Below are 25,339 nucleotides of genomic sequence, written 5' to 3' on the forward strand. Positions count from 1 at the left end.
CGTGCGTCAGTGCGTCAGGAGAACGCGCGGGCGAGGAGCTCCTTCTGCTCCTCGGCGTGACGCTTCGCCGTGCCGACCGAGGGGGACGACGACTGCTTGCGCGTCACCGGCTGCACCGTGAACTTCTCGATGAGCGGCCACGAGTTGAGCTGCAGGTGCGGCCACGGACCCATGTTCTCGGGCTCGTCCTGCACCCAGCGCACCTCCTGGAGGTTCGGGTACTTCGCGATCTCCTCGGCGATGGCCGTGTCGGGCGTCGGGTAGAGCTGCTCGACCCGGGCGATCGCGAACGACGAACCGTTGTCCCGCTTGGCGCGCTCGACCACGAGGTCCCACGTGACGCGACCCGAGCAGAGCAGCAGGGTCGAGACCTTCGCGGGGTCCGCCTCGGCGTCGCCGATGAGGGGCTGGAACGTGCCCGAGGTGAACTCGTCGGGCTGCGACGCGGCCTCCTTGCGACGCAGCATCGACTTCGGCGTGAAGACCACCAGCGGCCGGTGGCGCTCGCTCAGCGAGTGCTGCCGCAGCAGGTGGAAGTACGACGCCGGGGTCGAGGGCTGCGCGACGACGAACGCGCTCTCGGCGCACATCTGCAGGAAGCGCTCGATGCGGGCCGACGAGTGGTCGGGGCCCTGGCCCTCGTAGCCGTGCGGCAGCAGCAGCACGACGCCCGAGCGCTGGCGCCACTTCGTCTCGCTGGAGGAGATGAACTCGTCGATGACCGTCTGGGCGCCGTTGACGAAGTCGCCGAACTGCGCCTCCCACAGCACCAGCGCCTCGGGACGCGCGACGGAGTAGCCGTACTCGAAGCCGAGCGCGGCGTACTCGCTGAGCAGCGAGTCGTAGACGTGGAACTTCGCCTGGTCCTCGGTGAGGTTCGACAGCGGCGTCCACTCGTCGGCGTTGGTGCGGTCGATCATCGTCGCGAAGCGCTGCACGAACGTGCCGCGACGCGAGTCCTGACCGGCCAGGCGCACCGGGCGGCCGTCCATGAGCAGGGCGCCGAAGGCGAGGATCTCGCCGGTGGCCCAGTCGATCGGGCCGTTCGCGATCGCCGCGGCGCGACGCTGCAGCTGCGGCAGCACCTTCGGGTGCACCGTGAAGCCCTCGGGCGGCGTCGTGTAGGCGTCGGCGACCCGCTTCATCTCCTCGAGGGAGATCGCGGTCTGCGTCTCGCCCGCGGGCTTCTCCGGGTAGTCGGGGACCGTCGTCCACTCGGACGGCTGGCTGGTCGCCTCCCGCACCTCGGTGAAGACGCGCTCGAGCTGCTCCTGGTAGTTCCGCAGGACCTGCTCGGCCTCCTCGATCGTGATGTCGCCACGACCGATGAGGGACTCGGTGTAGAGCTTGCGCACCGAGCGCTTCTGCTCGATGAGGTCGTACATGAGCGGCTGCGTGAAGCTCGGGTCGTCGCCCTCGTTGTGACCGCGGCGGCGGTAGCAGACGAGGTCGATGACGACGTCCTTGTTGAAGGCCTGGCGGTACTCGAACGCGAGCCGGGCGACGCGGATGCACGCCTCCGGGTCGTCGCCGTTCACGTGGAAGATCGGTGCCTGGACCATGCGCGCGACGTCGGTCGCGTACAGGGTCGAGCGCGAGGAACCGGGGGAGGTGGTGAACCCGACCTGGTTGTTGACGATCACGTGGATCGTGCCGCCCGTGCGGTAGCCGCGCAGCTGCGACAGGTTGAGCGTCTCGGCGACGACCCCCTGGCCGGCGAAGGCCGCGTCGCCGTGCACGAGGAGGGGGAGCACCGGGAACGCGTCGCCGCGGTTCAGCACGTCCTGCTTGGCGCGCGCGATGCCCTCGAGCACCGGGTCGACGGCCTCGAGGTGCGACGGGTTCGCCGCCACGGAGACCTTGACCTTGTCGCCGTTCTCGGCGACGAACTCGCCCTCGGCGCCCAGGTGGTACTTGACGTCGCCGGAGCCCTGCACGGTGCGCGGGTCGATGTTGCCCTCGAACTCGCGGAAGATCTGGCTGTACTTCTTGCCGACGATGTTGGCGAGCACGTTGAGGCGGCCGCGGTGGGCCATGCCGATCGCGACCTCGTCGAGCGACGCCTCGGCGGCGGCCTCGCAGATCTCGTCGAGCACGGGGACGGTCGTCTCGCCACCCTCGAGGCTGAAGCGCTTCTGGCCGACGAACTTCGTCTGCAGGAAGGTCTCGAACGCCTCGGCCTGGTTGAGCTTCAGCAGGATCCGGAGCTGCTCGTCGCGCGGCGTCTTCCGGTGCGGCTGCTCCACGCGCTCCTGGATCCACCGACGCTGCTCGGGGTCCTGGATGTGCATGTACTCGATGCCGATCGTGCGGCAGTAGCTGTCCCGCAGGATGCCGAGGATGTCCCGCAGCTTCATGAAGCGGCGACCCTCGCCACCGAAGGACCCGGTCGCGAACTCGCGGTCGAGGTCCCACAGGGTGAGGCCGTGCGTCTCGACCCGCAGGTCGGGGTGGCTGCGCTGCTTGTACTCCAGCGGGTCGGTGTCGGCCATGAGGTGGCCGCGCACGCGGTAGGCGTGGATCAGCTCGAGGATGCGCGCCTGCTTCGAGATCTCGTCGTCGTGCGACGTCGCGATGTCGTTGCTCCAGCGGATCGGCTCGTAGGGGATCCGCAGCGCCCGGAAGATGTCGTCGTAGAAGTCGTCGGCGCCGAGCAGCAGCTGGTGCACGCGCTTGAGGAACTCGCCCGACTGCGCACCCTGGATGACGCGGTGGTCGTAGGTCGAGGTCAGCGTCATGACCTTGCTGATGCCGTTGCGGGCGATGGCCTCGGCGGAGGCGCCCTGCCACTCCGCCGGGTACTCCATCGCGCCGACACCGATGATGGCGCCCTGGCCCTTCATGAGCCGCGGCACGGAGTGGACGGTGCCGATGCCGCCGGGGTTGGTCAGCGAGATCGTGGTGCCCTGGAAGTCGGCGATCGTCAGCTTGGAGTCGCGCGCCTTGCGCACGATCTCCTCGTAGGCCGTCCAGAAGGCGGCGAAGTCCATCGACTCGGCGGCCTTGATGGACGGCACGAGCAGCTGGCGCTGGTCGCCCTTCTGGATGTCGATCGCGAGCCCGAGGTTGATGTGGGCGGGCGTGACCAGGTTGGGCTTGCCGTCGACGACCTCGTAGCCGACGTTCATCTCGGGCATGGTCGTGAGGGCCCGCACCAGCGCGTAGCCGATGAGGTGGGTGAAGGACACCTTGCCGCCGCGGGCGCGGGCGAGGTGGCTGTTGATGACGGTGCGGTTGTCCCACAGGAGCTTCACGGGGACGGCGCGCACGGAGGTCGCCGTCGGCACCTCGAGCGAGGCGTCCATGTTCTGCACCGTGCGGGCCGGGGCGCCGCGGAGCACCGTGTACGTCGGGGTGTCGGACGTGGCCGCTGCGGCAGTCACGGGGTTCTCCTTCGCGACCGGCTTGGTGCCGCCCTGGCCGGGCTCGGGGGCCTGGCCCGCGGGGCGCGGCTTGGACTGCGGGGTGGGGGCGGACTTCTCGGGCGCCTTCGCGGGGGCCTTCTCCGCCGCCTTCTCGGAAGCCTTCTCGGCGGCCCTCGCGGGCGCCTTCTCCGGTGCCTTGGCGGGGGCCTTGGCCGGTGCCTTCGCGGGTGCCTCCGCGGGTGCCTTCGCCGGGGCGGCGGCGGGCGCCGAGGCCGTCGAGGCGGACGGGGCGGGGGTCGAGCCGTTGCCGTTCGAGCCGTGCGTGGTGCCCGTCGTGAAGTACGCCTTCCACTCCGGGGTCACGCTGTCCGGGTCACGCTCGAACTGCTCACGCATCTCGTCGACGAGCCACTCGTTGGCTCCGAAGTCGACGGTCGATGTGGATGGGCTGCCAGGGGACTGCGGCACGGCTAGGTTCGCCTCTTCCGGGAGTACGCGACGGGGTGGGTTGCGGCCACCCAGGCTAGTCCCTGACGGCAACAATTGCAGGGACCGGGTCGCTGGCCGGTCGCCCTACCCGTCGGTACTGGCCGGACCCGTCCGATTGGACCGTTCATCGTGGCGGAGATCACGCCGTTGCGGGCGGTCCGTCGACCCCCGACCTAGCCTGGCGGCATGCGTCCTCGCCCCGAGAAGCCCGGTCCCGGTCAGGAGTCGGTCTGGGACTACCCGCGTCCGCCGTCCCTGGAGCGCTCGACCGAACAGGTCGAGGTGTGGCTCGGCGGCGTGCGGATCGCGTCGACCGACGCGGCCTGGCGCGTGCTGGAGACGAGCCACCCGCCGACGTACTACCTGCCGCGCGAGGCCTTCGTCGACGGGGCGGTCCGGCCGGCCGAGGGCACCAGCACCTGCGAGTGGAAGGGACAGGCGGCGTACTTCGACCTCGTCGGCGGCACGCGCACGGCCGCTCGGGCGGCGTGGACCTACCCCGAGCCCACCCCGCGGTTCGTCGACCTCGTGGGCACCCTCGCGGTCATGCCCGGGGCCGTCGACCGCTGCACGGTGGACGGCGAGGAGGTCGAGCCCCAGCCGGGCGGTTTCTACGGCGGCTGGATCACCTCGCGGGTCGTCGGGCCGTTCAAGGGCGGCCCGGGCACCTGGGGGTGGTGAGGGGACCCGTCACTCCGTCACGGTGATCCGGGACGCGGCCCGGCGTGCGGTCGCGCGGGCGGACTCGACGTCGTCCCCGAGGGCCAGGGTGACGGCCATCCGCCGACGTCCCGCGACGGTGGGCTTGCCGAACACCCGCACCGCCGTGTCGGGCTCGGTCAGGGCGGCATCGAGGCCGGCGTACCGGGGTGCGGTCAGCTCGCCCTCCAGCAAGACGGCGCACGAGGCGGCGGGGCCGCGGTCGCGCACGTTCGGGATGGGCAGCCCGAGCACGGCGCGCACGTGCAGCGCGAACTCCGAGAGGTCCTGCGAGACGAGGGTGACGAGACCGGTGTCGTGGGGGCGGGGCGAGAGCTCGGAGAACACCACCTCGCCGCCGGCGACGAACAGCTCCACGCCGAAGAGCCCGCGGCCGTGCTCGCCGCACAGCTCGCGGACGACGGCGGCGGACACCTCCTGGGCCCGCGCGAGCACGGCGTCGTCGAGGGCCTGGGGCTGCCACGACTCGCGGTAGTCGCCGTCGACCTGCACGTGGCCGATGGGGGCGCAGAAGGAGATGACGTCCGGCCCGCCGTCGGCCGCGGCGTGCTTGACCGTCAGCAGCGTGATCTCGACGTCGAAGTCGACGAACCCCTCCACGATGACCCGCCCCGCACCCGCGCGGCCGCCCTCCTGCGCGTAGCGCCACGACGTCTCGACGTCGGCCGGGGTGCGGACGACCGACTGGCCCTTGCCCGACGACGACATCACCGGCTTGACCACGCACGGGGTCCCGACGGCCTCGACCGCCGCCGCGAAGTCCTCGAAGGTGTCCGCGAACCGGTACGGCGAGGTGGGCAGCCCCAGCTCCTCGGCGGCGAGCCGGCGGATGCCCTCCCGGTCCATCGTGAGGCGCGCCGCGCGGGCCGTCGGCACCACGGTGACGCCCTCGGCCTCGAGGTCGAGCAGCGTCGGGGTGTGGATGGCCTCGATCTCCGGGATCACCCAGTCGGGCCGCTCGAGCTCGACCACGCGCCGTACCTCGGCGCCGTCCAGCATGTCGATCACGTGGCTGCGGTGGGCGACCTGCATGGCCGGGGCGTCGGCGTACCGGTCGACGGCGATCGTCTCCACGCCGAGGCGCTGCAGCTCGATGGCCACCTCCTTGCCGAGCTCGCCGGAGCCGAGGAGGAGGGCGCGGGTGGCGCCGGGGGAGAGGGGGGTGCCCAGGATCGTCACGCGCCCAGGGTAGGGGGAGGGCGCGGTGGGCCGGTACGACGAAGGGCCCGGACCGCACGCGGTCCGGGCCCTTCGGTGCTGCACCCCCGGCAGGATTCGAACCTGCGACTCCTGGTACCGGAAACCAGTGCTCTATCCCCTGAGCTACGGAGGCCCGCCCGACCGGTCGCGACCGGTCATGGGGCTGGGACGACCTTACAACCCCGCCAGGGCCGCGGCGAATCAGGTCGGCCCCGATATCGATGCCGGGCCCGGCGCCCGGCATCGATACGCTGGGTCGGTGACCCCCGAGCAGCTCTCCACGACCGTCCGCGACGCCCTGGTGGCGCTCGTCGCCGACGGTTCCCTCGCCCTGGCCGACGCCGACCTCCCGACGACGGTGACGATCGAGCGACCCCGCCAGAAGGGCCACGGCGACTACGCGACCAACGTCGCGCTCCAGCTCGCCAAGAAGGCGGGCACCAACCCGCGCGCCCTCGCGGGGCTCCTGAGCGAGCGGCTCGAGCGGGCCGCCGGTGTCGCCGGCATCGAGATCGCCGGGCCCGGCTTCCTCAACATCACGGTGGACGCCGGGGCCCAGGGGCAGGTCGCCGCCGACATCGTGGCCGCGGGCGCGACGTACGGGCGCTCGCACACGCTCGACGGCCTCACGGTCAACGTCGAGTTCATCTCCGCCAACCCCACCGGGCCGCTGCACCTGGGCCACACCCGCTGGGCCGTGCTCGGCGACGCGATCGGTCGCGTCCTCGACGCCGCCGGCGCCCAGGTCACGCGCGAGTTCTACATCAACGACCGCGGCGTGCAGATGAACCACTTCGCCGACTCGATCATCGCGGCGGCGCTGGGCCAGCCGGCCCCCGAGGACGGGTACGCCGGGGCGTACGTCGCGGAGCTCGCCACGGCCGTCGAGGCGGCGCGGCCCGGGATCTTCGACCTGCCGCCCGACGAGCGCCGGGCGGCGGTGCGCGCCGAGGGGTACGCGCTCCAGCTGCGCGAGCAGCAGGAGACGCTCGAGGCGTTCCAGACGCACTTCGACGTGTGGTTCTCGGAGCTCTCCCTGCACGAGTCGGGCTCGGTGCCCGAGACGCTGGCGCGCCTCAAGGACCTCGGCCACGTCTACGAGTCGGAGGGGGCGCTCTTCATGCGCACCACCGACTTCGGCGACGACAAGGACCGCGTGCTCATCAAGTCGGACGGCGAGCTGACCTACTTCGCGTCCGACACGGCGTACTACCTGAACAAGCGGGCGCGCGGGTTCGACCGCTGCCTGTACCTGCTGGGCGCCGACCACCACGGGTACGTCAACCGCCTGCGCGCCATGGCCGCCTGCGTGGGCGACGACCCCGACCAGACCCTCGACGTGCTCATCGGCCAGCTCGTGAAGATCCTGCGCGACGGGGTCGAGGTGAAGCTGTCGAAGCGCAAGGGCACGATCGTCACCCTCAACGAGCTCGCCGACGAGATCGGTGTCGACGCGCTGCGCTACTCGCTCGCGCGCTACCCGGCCGACTCGCCGCTGACGCTCGACATCGCCGAGATCACGCGGGCCTCCGCGGACAACCCGGTCTACTACGTGCAGTACGCGCACGCCCGCACCTGCCGGATGATCGCGAACGCCACGGACCTCGGCATGCGGCTGCCGGACGCCCTGGGCGACGACTTCGACGCGGCGCTGCTCTCCCACGAGCGCGAGGGCGAGCTGCTGCGCGCCCTCGCCGAGTTCCCGCGCGTCGTCGCGACCGCGGCCGAGCTGCGCGAGCCCCACCGCATCGCGCGCTACCTCGAGGACACCGCGTCGGTGTTCAACAAGTGGTACGACACCAAGGAGTGCCGCATGCTGCCGCAGGGCGACGAGCCGGTCTCGCCGACGAACGAGGCGCGCCTCGTGCTGGCCCACGCCGTGCGCCAGGTCGTCGCGAACGGCCTCGGCCTGCTCGGCGTCTCCGCTCCCGAGAGGATGTGACGAGGTGGTCCGCGCCCACGAGGCCGGCTGGGCCCACGCCGAGGGTGCCCTGCGCGGCCCGGCCTGGCTCCGCGAGCCCGCCGACACGAACGCGCTCGTCGACCACCTGTGGTCGGCGAACGTCGCCAAGGACGCGTCCGGCGAGCTGACCGTGGCGGGCGTGCCGGTGTCGCGCATCGCCACCGAGCACGGCACGCCGGCGTACGTGCTGGACGAGGACGACTTCCGCGACCGCGCCCGGGCCTTCCGCGACGGCTTCGCCGGCTGGGACGTCTACTACGCGGGGAAGGCCTTCCTGTGCACCGCGGTCGCGCGCTGGGTGGCCGAGGAGGGGCTCTGCCTCGACGTCTGCTCCGAGGGCGAGCTGGCCGTCGCCCTGCGGGCGGGCGTCGACCCGGCGCGGATCGGGTTCCACGGCAACAACAAGTCGGTGCGGGCCCTCCGGCGCGCGCTCGAGGTCGGCGTGGGCCGCATCATCGTCGACTCGTTCCACGAGATCGAGCGGCTCACGGAGCTGACGGCGGGCGCCGAGCGCCGCGCCCCGGTGATGATCCGGGTGACCGCCGGCGTCGAGGCCCACACGCACGAGTACATCGCCACGGCCCACGAGGACCAGAAGTTCGGCTTCTCGATCACGTCCGGCGACGCCCTGGAGGCGGCGCGGCGGGTCCTGGCCGCCGACGGTCTGGAGCTGCGCGGGCTGCACAGCCACATCGGCAGCCAGATCTTCGACTCCGCCGGGTTCGAGGTCGCGGCGAAGCGGGTGCTGGCGCTCCACGCCCGCGTGGCCGCCGAGCTGGGCCACACCATGCCCGAGACGGACCTCGGCGGCGGGTTCGGCATCGCCTACACCACGCAGGACGACCCCTCGACCCCCGCGGTGCTCGCGGCCGAGATGCGGGCGATCGTGGAGCACGAGTGCCGGGGGCTCGGGATCGCCGTGCCCCACCTCTCCATCGAGCCCGGCCGGGCGATCGTCGGTCCGTCCACCTTCACGCTCTACGAGGTCGGCACCGTCAAGGCCGTCGCGCTCGACGGTGGCGCGAGCCGCACGTACGTCTCCGTCGACGGGGGCATGAGCGACAACATCCGCACGGCCCTGTACGACGCGGACTACTCCTGCACCCTCGCCTCGCGCAGCTCGGACGCGGCGCCGGAGCTCGCCCGCGTCGTCGGTCACCACTGCGAGGCCGGCGACATCGTGGTCAAGGACGAGTTCCTGCCCGCCGACGTGGCGCCGGGCGACCTGCTGGCCGTGCCCGCGACGGGCGCCTACTGCCGGTCGATGGCGTCCAACTACAACCACGCGCTGCGGCCGCCCGTGATCGCCGTGCGCGACGGCGAGAGCCGCGTCGTCGTGCGCCGCGAGACGCTCGACGACCTCCTGGCCACCGACGTCGGCGGGTCCGAGGCGTGAGCCGGCACGGGCCCGATCCCGTGCGGGGGGCTCGGGCCGGATACGGTGCGGGGACTCCCCGCACCCTCGAGGCCGTCATCGAGACCGCCGCCGAGGCGGTCGCGGGGCCCTCCCCGAGCGAGCCACCCCGGCGCCGCGGGCCGTCCGGCCGGCGGTGGAAAGGTTGAGAACGATGCAGACCAAGGACGCCCTCCGCGTCGCCGTGCTCGGCTGCGGGTCGGTCGGCTCGCAGGTCGTGCGCCTGCTGACCGAGCAGGCCGACGACCTCGCGATGCGCGCCGGTGTCCCCCTGGAGCTCGTCGGGGTCGCCGTGCGGCGTCTCGACGCCCCGCGTGACGTCGACGTCCCGAGCCACCTCCTCACGACCGACGCGACCGCGCTCGTCACGAGCGGCGTCGACCTCGTGGTCGAGGTCATCGGCGGCATCGAGCCGGCGCGCTCGCTGATCCTGGCGGCGCTCGAGAGCGGCGCGTCGGTGGTGACCGCCAACAAGGCGCTGCTCGCCGAGGACGGCGCGACGCTCTTCGAGGCCGCCGAGAAGGCGGGCCGCGACCTCTACTACGAGGCCGCCGTCGCCGGGGCCATCCCGATCATCCGGCCGCTGCGGGAGTCGCTCGTCGGTGACACCGTCACCCGGGTGCTCGGCATCGTGAACGGCACGACGAACTACATCCTCGACAAGATGGACAGCTCGGGCGCCGGGTTCGCCGACGCGCTCGGGGAGGCGCAGGAGCTCGGGTACGCCGAGGCCGACCCCACCGCGGACGTCGAGGGCTTCGACGCCGCGGCCAAGGCCGCGATCCTGGCGTCGCTGGCGTTCCACACGCGGGTCACCGCGGCCGACGTCCACCGCGAGGGCATCAGCGACGTGACGGCGGCGGACGTGCGCTCGGCCGCAGACATGGGCGCCGTGGTCAAGCTGCTCGCGATCTGCGAGCTGCGGGACGGTCCCGACGGGCAGGCGGTCTCCGCCCGGGTGCACCCCGCGATGATCCCGCGCAGCCACCCGCTCGCGTCGGTCCGCGAGGCCTACAACGCGGTCTTCGTCGAGTCGGAGGCCGCCGGGCGGCTCATGTTCTACGGTCCGGGCGCCGGCGGTGCGCCGACCGCCTCGGCCGTGCTGGGCGACCTCGTCACGATCGCCCGCCACCACCGTGCGGGCACGCGCGGCGCGGGGGAGTCGGCGTACACGGCGCGGCCGGTGCTCCCGATGGGGGACACCCTCACGCGCTACCACGTCGCGATCGACGTCGAGGACCGCGCCGGTGTGCTGGCGCTCGTCGCTACGGCCTTCGCCGAGCACGGCGTCTCGATCCAGACGGTCCGCCAGGAGGGCCGCGGCGCCGACGCGCAGCTGGTCGTCGTCTCGCACCGGGCCACGGACGCCCAGCTCGCCGCCACGGTGGCACACCTGCAGCAGATGGACATCGTCCGCGAGGTCACCTCGGTGATGCGCGTGGAGGGGGAGACGGAATGAGCACCACGACCGCGCGCCCGCAGTGGCGTGGAGTGATCGACGAGTACCGCGAGCTGCTCGACCTGCCCGCCGGGCTGCCCGCGGTGACGCTGCGCGAGGGCGGCACCCCGCTCGTGCGCTCCGGCTGGCTGTCGGGCCTCACCGGGGCCGAGGTCTGGCTCAAGGTCGAGGGCAACAACCCGACCGGGTCCTTCAAGGACCGCGGCATGACGGCGGCGATCTCGCTGGCGAAGCACGAGGGCGCCCGCGCCGTCGTCTGCGCCTCGACCGGCAACACGTCGGCCGCGATGGCGGCCTACGCCGCCCACTGCGGCCTCACGCCGCTCGTGCTCGTGCCCGAGGGCAAGATCGCGGCCGGCAAGATGGCGCAGGCCATCATGCACGGCGCGCAGGTGCTCATGGTGCGCGGCAACTTCGACGACTGCCTGACGCTGGCGCGGCAGCTCGCGGACTCCTACCCGGTGGCGCTCGTGAACTCCGTCAACCCGGCGCGGCTCGAGGGCCAGAAGACCGCCGCCTTCGAGATCGTCGACTTCCTCGGCGACGCTCCCGACGTGCACGTGCTGCCGGTCGGCAACGCCGGCAACATCTCGGCGTACTGGCTCGGCTACACCCAGTACGCCGCGGCCGGCCACGCCACGCGCCGTCCGGTGATGCGCGGGTTCCAGGCCGCCGGCGCGGCCCCGCTCGTCAACGGCGCCCCGGTGGCGGACCCGGAGACGAAGGCGACCGCGATCCGCATCGGCAACCCGGCCTCGTGGAAGCTGGCCGTGGCCGCCGCCGAGGAGTCGGGCGGCCGGTTCCGTGCCGTGACCGACGAGCAGATCCTCGGTGCCCAGCGCGAGCTCGCGCGGCGCGACGGCGTGTTCGTCGAGCCTGCCTCCGCGACCGGTGTCGCCGGCCTGCTCGACGACCTCGACCGCGGGGAGTCCTACGCGGGGCTCACCGTCGCGGTGACGGTCACGGGACACGGGCTCAAGGACACGGTGACCGCGCTCGAAGGTCTCGGCGACGTCGTGGACTCCGTGGTCGACGCCGACGTGGCCGACGTGGCGCGCGCAGCCGGGCTCGCCTGACGTGGGGGCCATCGACGCCCCGCTGGACCGCACGGACCCGGGTGCCGCCTTCGTGCAGGGGCCGGTCTCGGTCTCGGTGCCGGCGACCTCGGCGAACCTCGGTCCCGGCTACGACACCCTCGGCCTGGCGCTCGCCCTGCGCGACGTGCTGACCGGCGAGGTGATCGCGCCGGCCGACGGCACACCGGCGCGGGTCGAGGTGGAGGTGGTCGGCGAGGGTGCCGGCGACGTGCCCCTCGACGAGTCCCACCTCGTCGTGCGCGCGATGCGCTGCGCCTTCGAGCAGATGGGGCTGGCGCAGCCCAGCCTGCGCCTGCGGTGCGAGAACGTGCTGCCCCACAGCCGGGGCCTGGGGTCCTCCTCGGCCGCGATCGTCGGCGGCCTGGCGCTCGCGCGCGCCCTCGTCGCCGACGGCGCCCAGCGGCTCGACGACACCGACCTGTTCACCCTCGCGGCCCGGCTCGAGGGCCACCCCGACAACGTCGCCCCCGCGGTCTTCGGCGGGTTCACGGTCTCGGGCTCGGAGGGCGGCACGTTCTTCGCGGTGCCCTCGCCGGTCGCCGCCGGCGTCTCCGCCGTCGTCTTCGTGCCCGACGAGCCGGTGTCGACGGAGGTCGCCCGCGGTCTGCTGCCGGCGACGGTGCCGCACGCCGACGCCGCCGCCAACGCGGCACGGGTCGCGCTCCTCGTGCTGGCGCTCGCCCAGCGCCCGGAGCTGCTGCCGGCCGCCACGCGGGACTACCTCCACCAGGACTACCGCGCCTCGGCCATGCCGCGCAGCGCCGAGCTCGTGCGGTCCCTCCGTGCCGACGGGGTGGCGGCGGTCATCTCGGGCGCCGGCCCCACGGTGCTGGCGTTCGTCGGGGACGCGGACCCCGACGACCACGTCGAGTCGCCCGCCGACGCGCGGCGCGCGCTCACGAGCGCGGAGGCGCTGCTCGCGCGGTGCCCCGACGGGTGGCGCGCCCACCACCTCGCGGTCGATCCGCGGGGTGTGGTGGTACGGTAACCAGCGCGTCACCGATCGGTCTGCTCCGATCGTGCGGCGCGGCGCCCACCGGGATCATCCCGCGCGGTGCAACCTCCTCCACGTCCCCGACGCGGATCCACTCCTGCCCGTCCGGCTCGCCCGCGAGCCGTGACGGGTCGGCCCTGCGGCGTGGAGGCCATGACCCCAGCTGGCGGTGCGGACCGCGCGTTCTCCGCCCAGCGCACAAACGTGGGAAGGACCTCACGTGACTGAGACGATCGATTCCGCCGCAGCCGAGCAGACCCCGAAGAAGCGCGGCGGGCTCAACTCCCTGCTGCTCGCCGACCTGAAGTCGATGGCGGGCGGCCTGGGGATCGCGGGTGCGAGCGGCATGAAGAAGGCCCAGCTCGTCGACGCGATCAAGGCGGCCCAGTCGGGCGGCGGTGCGTCCGCGTCCGGCACGGCCCCGGCGCGCCGCGCCCGGAAGACCACCGCGCCCGCCGAGCCGTCCGCCGCCGCGCCCGAGCAGGGCGCCCCGGCCGACGCGGCGGCGGAGCGCCCCGCGCGCGCCCGTCGTGCGCGCAAGGTGGAGGGCGACGCCCAGCCCGCCACCACCAGCGAGACCGTCGCCCCGGCGTCGGAGGCGCCCGACGCGTCCGCGGCCACCGACCGCGCCGAGCGGCCGGCGCGCCGCCGTGAGCGCCAGCAGCCGGACGGCGGCGAGGCCTCCGGCACGAACGACGACTCCGGCCGCGCCCAGGGCGACGCGCAGCGCGAGCAGCGCGGCGACCAGCGCGAGGGTCGCGGCAACCGGGACGGCCAGGGCAACCAGGACCGGAACCAGGACCGCAATCAGGGCGGGAACCAGGGCGGGAACCAGGACCGGAACCAGGACCGGAACCAGGACCGCAACCAGGGCAACCGGAACCAGGACCGCAACCAGGGCCAGGACCGCACCCAGGACCGCAACCAGGACCGCAACCGGAACCAGGGCGGCAACCAGGACCGCGGTGGCAACCAGGGCCCGCAGTCCAACCGCGACGACGAGGGCGGTCGGCGCAGCCGGCGTCGTCGGGGCCGCGACCGTGACGGCGGCGGGGGCGGCAACAACCGCGACCGCGGCGGCCGGGGTGGTCGCGAGCCCGACACCACGATCCTCGAGGACGACGTCCTGGTGCCCGCAGCCGGCATCCTCGACGTCCTCGACAGCTACGCCTTCGTCCGCACGAGCGGCTACCTGCCGGCGCCCGAGGACGTCTACCTCTCGCTGCCCATGGTGCGGAAGATGGGTCTCCGCCGCGGCGACGCGATCGTCGGCCAGGTGCGCCAGCCCCGCGAGGGCGAGCGCAAGGAGAAGTTCAACCCGATGGTGCGGGTGGACTCGGTCAACGGCGACGACCCCGAGAAGGCCCGCAACCGGCCCGAGTTCGCGAAGCTGACGCCGCTCTACGCCTCCGAGCGCCTGCGCCTCGAGACCGACCAGCACAACCTCATCGGTCGCGTCATCGACATCGCGGCGCCCATCGGCAAGGGCCAGCGCGGCCTCATCGTGTCCCCGGCCAAGGCCGGCAAGACGATGGTGATGCAGTCGATCGCCAACTCGATCACGCGCAACAACCCCGAGTGCCACCTCATGGTCGTCCTCGTCGACGAGCGTCCCGAGGAGGTCACCGACTTCGAGCGCTCCGTCAAGGGCGAGGTCATCTCCTCGACCTTCGACCGGCCGGCCGGCGACCACACGACGGTCGCGGAGCTGGCGATCGAGCGGGCCAAGCGGCTCGTCGAGCTGGGCCACGACGTCGTCGTGCTCCTCGACGGCATCACCCGCCTGGGTCGCGCCTACAACCTCGCGGCCCCGCCGAGCGGACGCATCCTGTCCGGTGGTGTCGACTCGGCCGCGCTCTACCCGCCGAAGAAGTTCTTCGGTGCGGCCCGCAACATCGAGAACGGCGGCTCGCTCACCATCCTCGCCACGGCCCTCATCGAGTCCGGCTCGAAGATGGACGAGGTGATCTTCGAGGAGTTCAAGGGCACCGGCAACATGGAGATCCGGCTGCGTCGCGAGTTCGCGGAGAAGCGGATCTTCCCGGCGATCGACGCCGTGCAGTCGGGAACCCGTCGCGAGGAGCTGCTCCTCGGCAAGGACGAGCTCGCGATCATCTGGAAGGTGCGCCGGCTGCTGTCGGGCCTCGACGGCCAGCAGGCGCTGGAGCTCCTGCTCGAGCGGCTCAAGAAGTCGCAGAGCAACATCGAGTTCCTCATGCAGGTGCAGAAGACCATGCCGGGCGCCGGCGAGAACGGACACTGAGCCCCGCCCACGGGCGCTCACCCACCCGTCGCCACCGGGGGAACACACGGATTGGTCTCCGTGTTGACCCCGGTGGCACAATCCATCGCTGGCTCCGGTTCACGGCCTCCCACCGGGGGAGGACGACCCGGCGGCCGAGGAGAAGAGGACACATCATGCAGAAGGACATCCACCCCGACTACGTCGTCACCCAGGTCACCTGCACCTGTGGCGCGAAGTTCGAGACCCGCAGCACCGCGACGTCCGGCTCGATCCACGCCGACGTGTGCTCGCAGTGCCACCCGTTCTACACGGGCAAGCAGAAGATCCTCGACACCGGCGGCCGCGTGGCCCGCTTCGAAGCGCGCTACGCGAAGGCTGGCGCGGCCAAGAAGAACTGAGGCCCGTCTCAGCGCCGGCTGGCTCCTCTCGGTCTCCATGTCGAGGGAGCCAGCCGGCGCTGTGCATTTCCCGCCCCTGAACCGATCGAGGAGCCCCCGTGTTCGAGGCCGTCGAGGCCCTGGCCGCCGAGCAGGCCGAGCTCGAGCGCACCCTGGCCGACCCGTCGCTGCACGCCGACCAGGCGGCGGCCAAGCGCGTCAACCAGCGGTACGCCGAGGTCAGCGCCGTCGTCCGCACCTGGCGCGAGTGGCAGGACCTGGGGGACGACCTCGGTGCCGCCCGTGAGCTGAGCGCGGACGACGAGGCATTCGCCGCGGAGGCCGAGGAGCTCGCCGTACGCCGCGAGGAGGCCGCCGAGCGCCTCCGGCGGCTGCTGGTGCCCCGGGACCCGGCGGACGGCAAGGACGCGCTGCTGGAGCTCAAGTCGGGGGAGGGCGGCGAGGAGTCGGCGCTGTTCGCCGGCGACCTCCTCCGGATGTACGCCCGGTACGCCGAGCGCCAGGGGTGGACTACCGAGGTGCTCGACGCGACGCCGTCCGACCTCGGGGGCTACAAGTCCGTCACCGTCGCGGTGAAGGCGAAGGGCACGCCCGAGCCGGGGACGGCGCCGTACGCGCTCCTGAAGTTCGAGGGCGGGGTGCACCGGGTGCAGCGGGTGCCCGTGACGGAGTCCCAGGGTCGTGTGCACACGAGTGCCGCGGGCGTGCTGGTGCTGCCCGAGGCCGAGCAGGTGGACGTCAGCATCGACGAGAACGACCTGCGGATCGACGTCTTCCGCAGCTCGGGCCCCGGCGGCCAGAGCGTCAACACGACGGACTCCGCCGTGCGGATCACCCACGTGCCCTCGGGCATCGTGGTGAGCTGCCAGAACGAGAAGAGCCAGCTGCAGAACAAGGAGCAGGCGCTGCGCATCCTCCGCGCCCGGCTCCTCGCCGCGGCGCAGGAGGCAGCGGCCGCGGAGGCCAGCGACGCCCGACGTTCCCAGGTGCGCACCGTGGACCGCTCCGAGCGCATCCGCACCTACAACTACCCGGAGAACCGGATCTCCGACCACCGCACGGGCTACAAGGCCTACAACCTCGACGCCGTGCTCGACGGCGACCTCGGCCCCGTCGTCGGGTCCGCCGTCGACGCCGACCTCGAGGCGCGGCTGGCGTCGGTCGAGGCGGGTCCGGCCCGGTGAGTGGTCCGGTGACCGGCGCGGAGCCCCTCGCCGCCGTCCGTCGGCGTGCGGGGGCCGTGCTCGCCGCGGCCGGGGTGGCCAGCCCGGAGCGGGACGTCGAGCTGCTGCTCGCGCACGTCCTCGACGTGCGCCTGGGCAACCTCGCGCTGGTGCGCTCCCTGGAGGCGCCCCAGGCCGCGGTGCTCGACGAGCTCGTGGCCCGCCGCGCCGCGCGCGAACCGCTGCAGCACCTCACCGGCTCGGCCGCGTTCCGGCACGTCGAGCTGGCGGTCGGCCCGGGCGTCTTCGTGCCGCGACCCGAGACGGAGCTGCTCGCCGGCTGGGCCGTCGACCGCGCCCGTGAGGCGGGGGAGCGGCCGGTCGTCGTCGACCTCTGCACGGGGTCCGGCGCGATCGCCCGCGCGCTGGCGGACGAGGTGCCCCACGCCCGCGTCCACGCGGTCGAGCTCGACCCCGACGCCTTCACCTGGGCGCAGCGCAACCTGGCCGGAACAGGCGTCGACCTCCGCCAGGGCGACCTGGCCGACGCGTTCGTCGACCTCGACGGCACCGTCGACGTGGTGGTGAGCAACCCGCCGTACATCCCGCTCGAGGCCTGGGAGTCCGTCGCCCCGGAGGCCCGGGACCACGACCCCCACCTGGCGCTCTTCTCCGGCGACGACGGGCTCGACGCGATCCGCTCCCTGGTACGTCGTGCAGCAGCGCTGCTCCGCCCCGGGGGGCACCTCGGCTTCGAGCACGCCGACGAGCAGGGGGAGAGCGCACCGGCGGTCGTCGTCGCGGACGGTCGCTGGAGCGACGTGCGCGACCACCTCGACCTGGCAGGTCGTGCGCGCTACACGACGGCGAGGCTGGCACGATGAGCCCCGTGAGCGAGCCGCAGACCCCCGAGGACCGCACGCCCGAGACGCCCCGCCTGGAGAAGGCGGCGACGCCGAGCCGCGTCCTGCCGACGACCACCCCCGAGGAGCGCGAGTCGGCCGTCGAGGCCGCCACCCTCGCCGTACGCCGCGGCGCGGTCGTCGTGCTCCCCACCGACACGGTGTACGGCGTGGGCGCCGACGCGTTCGACCCGACCGCGGTGGCGAAGCTGCTCGCCGCGAAGGGTCGCGGTCGCGACATGCCGCCGCCGGTGCTCATCAGCTCGGCGGTGACGGCCGACGCCCTGGCCCGCGAGGTCCCCGGGTGGGCCCGCGCCCTGATGGACGCCTTCTGGCCCGGTCCGCTCACGATCGTGTTCCACCAGCAGGCCTCGCTCCAGTGGGACCTCGGCGACACCCGCGGCACCGTCGCGCTGCGGATGCCCGACCACGAGCTGGCGCGCGAGATCCTCGAGCGCACCGGCCCGCTGGCCGTGAGCTCCGCCAACCTCACCGGGCGGCCGGCCGCCACCACGGCGCAGCAGGCCGACGGCATGCTCGGGGACGCGGTGGAGGTGATCGTCGACGGCGGCACCTCGCCGGGCGGCAGCGCGAGCACCATCGTCGACGCGACCGGTCCGCAGGGCCGGGTGCTGCGCCTGGGGGCGCTCAGCCTCGAGGAGCTCAACGCCGTGCTCGAGCCCCAGGGCGCCACGCTCGTCGACAACGGCTGAGAGGGGCGCGCGTGCGGGAGTACCTCCTCGTCGTCCTGGTCGCCGCCGCCGTCACCTACCTGGCGACGGTGGTGGCGCGCGAGCTCGCGCTGCGCTGGGGCGCCGTCGCGAAGGTGCGGGGGCGGGACGTGCACGTCACGCCGATCCCGTACTTCGGCGGGATGGCGATGCTCGTCGGCATCGTCGCGGCGTACGCCGTGGCCCGCCAGCTCCCCTTCCTGTCCTACCGGGGCTCGGAGTCGATGTTCCGCGACGCGGGGGTCGTGGTGCTCGCCGGCGCGGTCATCTGCCTCGTCGGGATCGCCGACGACCTCTGGGAGATCTCCCCGCTCATGAAGGCGGGCGCGCAGGTGCTGGTGGCGTCGGGCCTGGTGCTGAGCAACGTGCAGTTCTACTCGGTGCCCCTGCCCGGCGGCGGCATCTTCGTCATGGACGAGCTGCAGGGCGCGCTGCTGACCGTGATCATCGTGGTGGTCACGGTCAACGCCGTGAACTTCGTCGACGGCCTCGACGGCCTCGCGGCCGGCGTGGTCGGCATCGGAGCGCTGGCGTTCTTCTGGTTCTGCTACCAGCTCGCCAACGTCAACGGCGCGACCCTGGCCAACACGGGGGCCCTGCTGAGCGCGCTGCTCGCGGGAGCCTGCCTCGGCTTCCTGGGCCACAACTTCCACCCGGCGCGGCTGTTCATGGGGGACAGCGGCTCGATGCTCATCGGCCTCATGCTGTCGGCGAGCGCCATCACCCTGACGGGCCAGTTCCCGGCGACGGAGCTCACCGCGGGGGCCGACGGGGGTACGGCGAGCCTGCTGCCCGTGCTGCTCCCCGTGCTGCTGCCGGTGGCCATCCTCATCATCCCGCTGACCGACCTGGTGCTCGCCGTGCTGCGGCGGGCGAAGAAGCGCGTCTCGCCCTTCGAGGCCGACAAGCAGCACCTCCACCACCGCCTGCTCGAGATCGGGCACTCCCACCGCCGGGCGGTGCTCGTCATGTGGATGTGGGCCGCGCTCGTCGGTTTCGGCACGGTGACCATGAGCCTCTACTCCGGAGCGCTCGTGGCGGCCGTGCTGGCCGTCGGATTCGTCGCGACGCTCGCCGTCACGCTGGTCGTGCGTTCGGCGGAGCCGGTCGACGAGGTCGCCCTGGCGGCGCCCCCGGAAGAGCTCGCGACGCCCCCCGAGGAGGGCTCGGGGGAGGGCTTGTGATAACTTTCACGAGCGCTCGGGCCGCCGTCTGACCGCGTTTTCCGCACCACTCCCGCACCCCCGACGAGAACGGCCGCCCTGATGACGACCGCCCCCGCCGCCGGCACGCAGCGCCCCCGCGGCGCCGCGCGCCTCGTGCTGCGGACGACCGTCCCGGTGGCTCTGTCCGTGCTCGTCCTGACGCTGGTCGGTGCCGTCGTGGGCGGCTCACCGGCCGCGCTCGGCGCGCTGGTCGGGGGAGTCCTGCTGCTGGTCGTGCTCACGTCCAGTGCCCTCGTCGTGGACGTGGTCGCCTCGGCGGCCGGCGCCCCCGTCTTCCTGGTCAGCCTGATGACCTACGCGCTGAACGTGTTGCTCGTGCTGGTCGCGCTGCTCGCTGTGCGCGAGTCCGGCCTCACCGACTCGGTCCTGAGTGCTCGGTGGCTCGCCGGCGCAGTGGTGGTTGCGGCCCTCGCCTGGACCGTGGCGCACGTGGCGGTCACGGTGCGGGCCCGTATCCCGCTCTACGACCTGCCCGACCGAGCGGTCGTCCCGTCGGAGAGGGCAGGTGCGTGATGACCGCTCCTGCCTGCTATCGTCCGGGGCGCGATGACACCGCACCAGCCTCCCTTGGAACCCTCGAGGGCAACTCCCGACGGGCCGATGGCCGACCCCTGGCGGTCGTTCAGCTACATGACGTCGGGTGTGCTGATGTACGGGCTGCTGGGATGGCTCGCCGACCGATGGCTGGGCACGACGTTCCTGGTCGCGATCGGCATCCTGGTCGGCGCGGGTCTGGGCATCTACATGACGTTCGCACGCTACAACCGGGCTTCCCCCGAAGCCCCCACCGACAAACCGACGACCTGAACGCGGGCGGTCCTGGCTGGACCGCTGCGATCGACCACCCGGACCTGATGGCCGACCTCACGAAGGAGCACACGCGTTGAGCGTCAACGTTCTGGCCGCGACGGAGGACCCGTACATCCCGGGTCCCTCCAGCTTCGACCTGCCGCCGATCTTCGGTCAGGGCACGATCGTCACCAAGCCCATGGTGCAGATCGTCCTGTTCGCCGTGCTGGCCTTCGCGTTCCTCTACTTCGCGTCCCGCAAGCGCGCCCTCGTGCCCGGTCGGCTGCAGTACGTCGGCGAGGCCGGCTACGGCTTCGTCCGCAACTCGCTGGGCCGCGACATCATCGGCAGCCACGACTTCCAGAAGTTCGTGCCCTACCTGGTGTCGATGTTCTTCCTGCTGCTCTTCAACAACTGGGCCGCGGCGATCCCCTTCATCCAGTTCCCGACGTTCTCGCGGGCCGGTCTCGTCTACGGCCTGGCCGCCATCAGCTGGCTGGTCTACAACTACGTCGGGATCAGGAAGCACGGCCTCGGCGGCTATCTGAAGCTGCAGTGCATGCCGAGCGGCGTGACGGGCCCCATCCTGCTGCTGATCGTGCCGCTGGAGTTCTTCTCCAACATCGTGGTCCGCCCGGTGACGCTGGCGCTGCGTCTGTTCTGCAACATGTTCGCCGGCCACCTGCTGCTCATCCTCTTCGCGATGGGCGGGTACTGGCTGATCTTCCAGAGCGGCGTGCTCGGCTACGTGCCGGTCGGCATCCTCGCCTGGGTGCTGTTCACGGCCATCTTCTTCCTGGAGCTGCTGATCCAGTTCCTCCAGGCCTACGTCTTCACCCTGCTCAACGCGATGTACATCGCCGGCGCCCTCGCCGACGAGCACTGATCTATCCCGCTCAACCGCCCCAGCACTTCTCCGCAGCAACCGCGGGGAAACCAACCGAAAGGAAATCGCCGTGGACGGCAACCTCAACATGATCGGTTACGGCCTGGCTGCCATCGGCCCGGGTATCGGCATCGGTCTGATCTTCGCCGCCTACATCAACGGCGTCGCCCGTCAGCCGGAGGCCCAGAGCCGCCTCCAGACCATCGCCATCCTGGGCTTCGCCCTCGCCGAGGCGCTCGCGATCATCGGTATCGCCCTCGCCTTCGTCCTCTGACGTAGCCGAGCGGCACTCTCACCGAAGGACAGCCCATGAACTACCTTCTCGCGGCAGCGGAGGGCGAAGAGCCGAACCCGCTCATCCCGCACATCCCCGAGGTGGTCCTCGGCGTCGTCGTCTTCGCCCTGCTCTTCGTGCTCGTCAAGAAGTTCGTCGTCCCGAACTTCGAGGCGACGTTCGCCGAGCGCACGTCGGCGATCGAGGGCGGCCTGGCCGCGGCCGAGACCAAGCAGGCCGAGGCCGACGCCAAGCTCGCCGAGCTCGAGCAGCAGCTCGCGGAGGCCCGCCACGAGGCGGCCCGCATCCGTGAGGAGGCCCGCGAGCAGGGCGCGACCATCGTCGCCGAGATGCGCGAGCAGGCCCAGGCCGAGTCCGCGCGCATCGTCGAGGCGGGCAAGGCGCAGATCGAGGCCGAGCGCCAGCAGGCGGTCACCTCGCTCCGTGCCGAGGTCGGCACCCTCGCGACCGGTCTCGCCGGCCGCATCGTCGGGGAGAGCCTCGAGGACGAGGCTCGCCAGAGCCGCGTCGTCGAGCGCTTCCTCGCCGATCTCGAGTCCTCCGGCGGGGTCAACTGATGGCCGACTTCCGTGGCACGTCGGCCGACGCGCTCGCGGCGCTGACCGTCGAGCTGCGGGCCGTCGCCGAGAGCGACCTCGCCCGTGTCGGTGGCGACCTCTTCGCGGTCGCCGGCATCCTCCGCGGCGAGCCGGCCCTGCGCCGGGTCGTCACGGACGTGTCGGTGCCCGCCGAGGCGAAGCAGGGCCTGCTCCGGCAGATCCTGCAGGGCAAGGTCGCCGAGGGGACCCTGCCGCTGGTCGCCTCCGCCGTCGGGCACCGCTGGACGGTGGGCCGGGACCTCGCCGACGCCATCGAGCGTCTCGGTGAGATCGCGGTCGTCCGCTCCGCGGGGGCCGACAGCACCCGGCTCGAGAACGAGCTGTTCGAGCTGGGGCAGGTCGTCAAGGGCGAGCCGTCGCTGCGCGACGCGCTGTCCGACCCGGCCCGCTCGGTCGACGACAAGGCCCGCCTGGTCGACGACCTGCTCGGCGGCAAGGCGCTCCCCGCGACCGTCGCGCTGGCCAAGCAGGCACTGGCCGGCAGCTATCGCACGGTGAGCGCCGCACTCGCGACGTACGAGCGGGTCGCCGCTGACGTGAACGGCGAGCGGGTCGCCTCGGTGACCGTCGCGAAGCCGCTCGCCGAGGGCGACCGCGCTCGACTGGTCGACGTACTGTCGCGACAGTACGGACGCCCGGTGCACCTGAACGTCGTCGTGGACCCGTCCGTGGTCGGGGGTGTCCTCGTCGAGATCGGCGACGACATCATCGACGGCACGGTCTCCGGGCGCCTCGACACCGCACGCCGCCGCCTCGCCGGCTGACCCCGGCCCCGATCCCAGCCGCACCCGCGCCCTCCACCACCCGGGCCGAGAACCAGAAGGAAGAGTGATGACGGAGCTTTCGATCCGTCCGGACGAGATCCGCGACGCGCTCCAGCGTTTCGTGTCGGACTACACGCCCGAGACCGCCAGCCGTGAAGAGGTCGGCGTCGTCGCGGAGGCCGCCGACGGCATCGCCCGCGTGACGGGGCTGCCGTCGGCCATGGCCAACGAGCTCCTCGAGTTCGAGGACGGCACGCTGGGCCTGGCGCTCAACCTCGACGCCCGCGAGATCGGTGTCGTCGTCCTCGGCGACTTCGACAAGATCGAGGAGGGCCAGGCCGTCAAGCGCACGGGCGAGGTCCTCTCCGTCCCCGTGGGCGACGGCTACCTCGGCCGCGTGGTGGACCCGCTCGGCAAGGCCATCGACGGTCTCGGCGACATCGAGACGACCGGCCGCCGCGCCCTCGAGCTGCAGGCGCCCACCGTGGTGCAGCGCAAGTCGGTGCACGAGCCGCTCTCCACCGGCATCAAGGCGATCGACGCCATGACGCCGATCGGCCGCGGCCAGCGCCAGCTGATCATCGGTGACCGCGCGACCGGCAAGACCACGATCGCGATCGACACGATCATCAACCAGAAGCAGAACTGGGCCTCGGGCGACCCGTCCAAGCAGGTCCGCTGCATCTACGTGGCGATCGGCCAGAAGGGCTCGACCATCGCCTCCGTGCGTGGCGCCCTCGAGGAGGCCGGCGCGCTGGAGTACACGACGATCGTCGCCGCCCCGGCGTCCGACTCGGCGGGCTTCAAGTACCTGGCGCCGTACACGGGCTCGGCCATCGGCCAGCACTGGATGTACGAGGGCAAGCACGTCCTCATCGTGTTCGACGACCTGACCAAACAGGCCGAGGCCTACCGCGCCGTGTCGCTGCTGCTGCGCCGTCCGCCGGGCCGTGAGGCCTACCCGGGTGACGTCTTCTACCTGCACAGCCGGCTCCTCGAGCGCTGCGCCAAGCTGAGCGACGAGCTCGGCGCGGGCTCGATGACGGGCCTCCCGATCATCGAGACGAAGGCGAACGACGTCTCGGCGTTCATCCCGACCAACGTCATCTCCATCACCGACGGCCAGATCTTCCTGCAGTCCGACCTCTTCGCGGCCAACCAGCGGCCCGCGATCGACGTCGGTGTGTCGGTCTCCCGCGTGGGTGGTGCGGCGATGACGAAGGCGATGAAGGCCGTCACCGGCTCGCTCAAGGTCGACCTGGCGCAGTTCCGCGCCATGGAGGCCTTCGCGATGTTCGCGTCCGACCTCGACGCCGCCTCGCGTCAGCAGCTCGACCGCGGCCAGCGCCTCATGGCCCTGCTCAAGCAGCCGCAGTACTCGCCGTACCCCGTCGACGAGATGACCGTCTCGCTCTGGCTGGGCACGTCGGGTCGCCTGGACAAGGTCCCCACGGACGACGTCCTCCGCTTCGAGCAGGAGTTCCTGGACTACCTGCGCCGCTCGCACGACGGCGTCCTCGCCGGCATCCGCGAGAGCCTCAAGTTCGAGGACTCGACCGAGTCGTCGCTGAACGACGCCTACGAGTTGTTCCTCGACCAGTTCGAGACCTCCGACGGCCAGTCGATCAAGGCCGGCAAGGAGTCGCACGAGGCGCTCGAGGACGACGAGCTCGGCCAGGAGCAGATCGTCAAGCAGAAGCGGGGCTGACCCATGGCCGTTTCGCTGCGTGAGTACCGCGCGCGGATCCGATCGACCGAGTCGATGAAGAAGATCACGCGCGCCATGGAGCTCATCGCTGCGTCCCGCATCATCAAGGCGCAGCAGCGGGCGCAGGCCGCCGCGCCGTACGCCCGCGAGCTCACCCGCGCCGTGTCGGCGGTGGCGACGTTCTCCAACGTCGACCACCCGCTGACGACGGAGCCCGAGAACCCGACCCGGGCCGCGGTCCTCATCGTCACGAGCGACCGCGGTCTGGCCGGTGCCTACTCCTCGAGCGTGCTCAAGGAGGCCGAGCGCCTCATCGAGCGCCTGCGGGGCGAGGGCAAGAAGGTGGACGCGTTCATCAGCGGCCGCAAGGGCGAGGCGTACTTCAAGTTCCGTCAGCGCCCCATCGCGCGGGCGTGGACGGGCTACTCCGACCAGCCGTCGTACGACGACGCCCGGGCCATCGGCCAGGCGCTCATCTCGGCGTTCCTGACGGAGACCGGCGAGGTCGTGGACGACATCACGGGCGTCGACGAGGTGCACGTGGTCTTCACGCGCTTCAAGTCGATGCTCGTGCAGGAGCCGCAGGCGATGCGCCTGCTGCCGCTGGAGGTCGTCGAGGGCACCGAGGCGCCGGCGAAGGACGAGCTGCTCCCGCTGTACGAGTTCGAGCCGTCCGGCACCGAGGTGCTCGACACGCTGCTCCCGAAGTACGTGCAAAGCCGGATCTTCTTCGCCCTGCTGCAGGCGGCGGCGTCGGAGCTGGCGGCCCGTCAGAAGGCGATGAAGTCGGCGACGGACAACGCGGACGAGCTCATCAAGAAGTACAAGCGGATCGCCAACCAGGCCCGCCAGGCTGGCATCACCCAGGAAATCAGCGAGATCGTCGGTGGCGTCAACGCGCTCGCCGACGCCCAGGCCGGGAGTGAGTGAAG

22 protein-coding genes and 1 tRNA gene are annotated in these 25,339 nt (G+C 72.2%); 20 read left to right on the plus strand and 3 right to left on the minus strand.

The annotated features are described in order from the left end of the window. Positions 1-14: 14 nt before the first annotated feature. Positions 15-3,833 carry a multifunctional oxoglutarate decarboxylase/oxoglutarate dehydrogenase thiamine pyrophosphate-binding subunit/dihydrolipoyllysine-residue succinyltransferase subunit gene (locus tag PIR53_02920; GenBank protein WZH52954.1) on the minus strand — a complete coding sequence of 1,273 codons (3,819 nt, stop codon included), beginning with the start codon at positions 3,831-3,833 and terminating at the stop codon, positions 15-17. Positions 3,834-4,040: 207 nt separating this feature from the next. On the opposite strand from PIR53_02920, the gene PIR53_02925 reads away from it, so the two are divergent. Then, the gene (locus PIR53_02925; GenBank protein ID WZH52955.1) at positions 4,041-4,535 is read left to right on the plus strand and encodes a DUF427 domain-containing protein; all 495 of its coding nucleotides are present in this window, start codon (positions 4,041-4,043) and stop codon (positions 4,533-4,535) included. Between the two features lie 9 nt (positions 4,536-4,544). Here PIR53_02925 and purT read toward each other — a convergent pair whose 3' ends face one another. Further along, positions 4,545-5,753 (minus strand): formate-dependent phosphoribosylglycinamide formyltransferase, encoded by a 1,209-nt coding sequence (gene purT / locus PIR53_02930; GenBank protein WZH52956.1) that lies wholly within the window; start codon positions 5,751-5,753, stop codon positions 4,545-4,547. Between the two features lie 81 nt (positions 5,754-5,834). Continuing rightward, positions 5,835-5,907: transfer RNA gene (locus PIR53_02935), tRNA-Arg, on the minus strand. A 126-nt stretch (positions 5,908-6,033) separates the two neighbouring features. On the opposite strand from PIR53_02935, the gene argS reads away from it, so the two are divergent. From argS to PIR53_03030, 19 genes are all read left to right on the plus strand, one after another. Further along, entirely contained in the window at positions 6,034-7,716 is a 1,683-nt protein-coding gene (argS, locus tag PIR53_02940) for an arginine--tRNA ligase (protein ID WZH52957.1), read from the plus strand. 4 nt (positions 7,717-7,720) lie between these two features. Next, a complete protein-coding gene (lysA, locus tag PIR53_02945) occupies positions 7,721-9,133 on the plus strand; it encodes a diaminopimelate decarboxylase (protein ID WZH52958.1) in 1,413 nt (470 codons plus the stop codon). A gap of 172 nt (positions 9,134-9,305) precedes the next feature. Further along, positions 9,306-10,610, plus strand: a complete 1,305-nt coding sequence (locus PIR53_02950) for a homoserine dehydrogenase (protein ID WZH52959.1) — start codon at positions 9,306-9,308, stop codon at positions 10,608-10,610. Further along, positions 10,607-11,686, plus strand: coding sequence for a threonine synthase (gene thrC / locus PIR53_02955; GenBank protein ID WZH52960.1), 1,080 nt, complete (start codon positions 10,607-10,609; stop codon positions 11,684-11,686). Before PIR53_02950 ends, thrC begins: the two co-directional genes overlap by 4 nt. Position 11,687: 1 nt before the next feature. Beyond that, on the plus strand, positions 11,688-12,695 hold the full coding sequence (thrB, locus tag PIR53_02960; protein WZH52961.1) for a homoserine kinase: 1,008 nt from the start codon (positions 11,688-11,690) through the stop codon (positions 12,693-12,695). A 226-nt stretch (positions 12,696-12,921) separates the two neighbouring features. Next, on the plus strand, positions 12,922-14,964 hold the full coding sequence (gene rho / locus PIR53_02965; protein ID WZH52962.1) for a transcription termination factor Rho: 2,043 nt from the start codon (positions 12,922-12,924) through the stop codon (positions 14,962-14,964). 155 nt (positions 14,965-15,119) lie between these two features. Then, positions 15,120-15,344 carry a 50S ribosomal protein L31 gene (gene rpmE, locus PIR53_02970; GenBank protein ID WZH52963.1) on the plus strand — a complete coding sequence of 75 codons (225 nt, stop codon included), beginning with the start codon at positions 15,120-15,122 and terminating at the stop codon, positions 15,342-15,344. Positions 15,345-15,442: 98 nt separating this feature from the next. After that, positions 15,443-16,528, plus strand: coding sequence for a peptide chain release factor 1 (gene prfA / locus PIR53_02975; protein WZH52964.1), 1,086 nt, complete (start codon positions 15,443-15,445; stop codon positions 16,526-16,528). Positions 16,529-16,536: 8 nt separating this feature from the next. Further along, positions 16,537-17,391, plus strand: a complete 855-nt coding sequence (gene prmC / locus PIR53_02980) for a peptide chain release factor N(5)-glutamine methyltransferase (protein WZH54392.1) — start codon at positions 16,537-16,539, stop codon at positions 17,389-17,391. Positions 17,392-17,474: 83 nt separating this feature from the next. Continuing rightward, positions 17,475-18,122 carry an L-threonylcarbamoyladenylate synthase gene (locus PIR53_02985; protein ID WZH54393.1) on the plus strand — a complete coding sequence of 216 codons (648 nt, stop codon included), beginning with the start codon at positions 17,475-17,477 and terminating at the stop codon, positions 18,120-18,122. 11 nt (positions 18,123-18,133) lie between these two features. Continuing rightward, entirely contained in the window at positions 18,134-19,324 is a 1,191-nt protein-coding gene (locus tag PIR53_02990) for an MraY family glycosyltransferase (GenBank protein WZH52965.1), read from the plus strand. Positions 19,325-19,405: 81 nt separating this feature from the next. Then, the gene (locus PIR53_02995) at positions 19,406-19,879 is read left to right on the plus strand and encodes a hypothetical protein (protein ID WZH52966.1); all 474 of its coding nucleotides are present in this window, start codon (positions 19,406-19,408) and stop codon (positions 19,877-19,879) included. An 87-nt stretch (positions 19,880-19,966) separates the two neighbouring features. Beyond that, on the plus strand, positions 19,967-20,173 hold the full coding sequence (locus PIR53_03000) for a hypothetical protein (GenBank protein WZH52967.1): 207 nt from the start codon (positions 19,967-19,969) through the stop codon (positions 20,171-20,173). A 76-nt stretch (positions 20,174-20,249) separates the two neighbouring features. Further along, on the plus strand, positions 20,250-21,041 hold the full coding sequence (gene atpB / locus PIR53_03005) for a F0F1 ATP synthase subunit A (GenBank protein ID WZH52968.1): 792 nt from the start codon (positions 20,250-20,252) through the stop codon (positions 21,039-21,041). Positions 21,042-21,105: 64 nt separating this feature from the next. Next, the gene (gene atpE, locus PIR53_03010; GenBank protein WZH54394.1) at positions 21,106-21,315 is read left to right on the plus strand and encodes an ATP synthase F0 subunit C; all 210 of its coding nucleotides are present in this window, start codon (positions 21,106-21,108) and stop codon (positions 21,313-21,315) included. Between the two features lie 35 nt (positions 21,316-21,350). Beyond that, a complete protein-coding gene (locus tag PIR53_03015) occupies positions 21,351-21,893 on the plus strand; it encodes a F0F1 ATP synthase subunit B (GenBank protein WZH52969.1) in 543 nt (180 codons plus the stop codon). Next, entirely contained in the window at positions 21,893-22,699 is an 807-nt protein-coding gene (locus PIR53_03020; GenBank protein WZH52970.1) for a F0F1 ATP synthase subunit delta, read from the plus strand. Before PIR53_03015 ends, PIR53_03020 begins: the two co-directional genes overlap by 1 nt. Positions 22,700-22,766: 67 nt before the next feature. Further along, positions 22,767-24,407, plus strand: coding sequence for a F0F1 ATP synthase subunit alpha (gene atpA / locus PIR53_03025; GenBank protein WZH52971.1), 1,641 nt, complete (start codon positions 22,767-22,769; stop codon positions 24,405-24,407). A gap of 3 nt (positions 24,408-24,410) precedes the next feature. Next, the gene (locus PIR53_03030) at positions 24,411-25,337 is read left to right on the plus strand and encodes a F0F1 ATP synthase subunit gamma (GenBank protein WZH52972.1); all 927 of its coding nucleotides are present in this window, start codon (positions 24,411-24,413) and stop codon (positions 25,335-25,337) included. The last annotated feature ends 2 nt before the right edge of the window (positions 25,338-25,339 follow it).

Source organism: Nocardioides alkalitolerans, from assembly GCA_038184435.1.
Lineage (GTDB): Bacteria > Actinomycetota > Actinomycetes > Propionibacteriales > Nocardioidaceae > Nocardioides > Nocardioides alkalitolerans_A.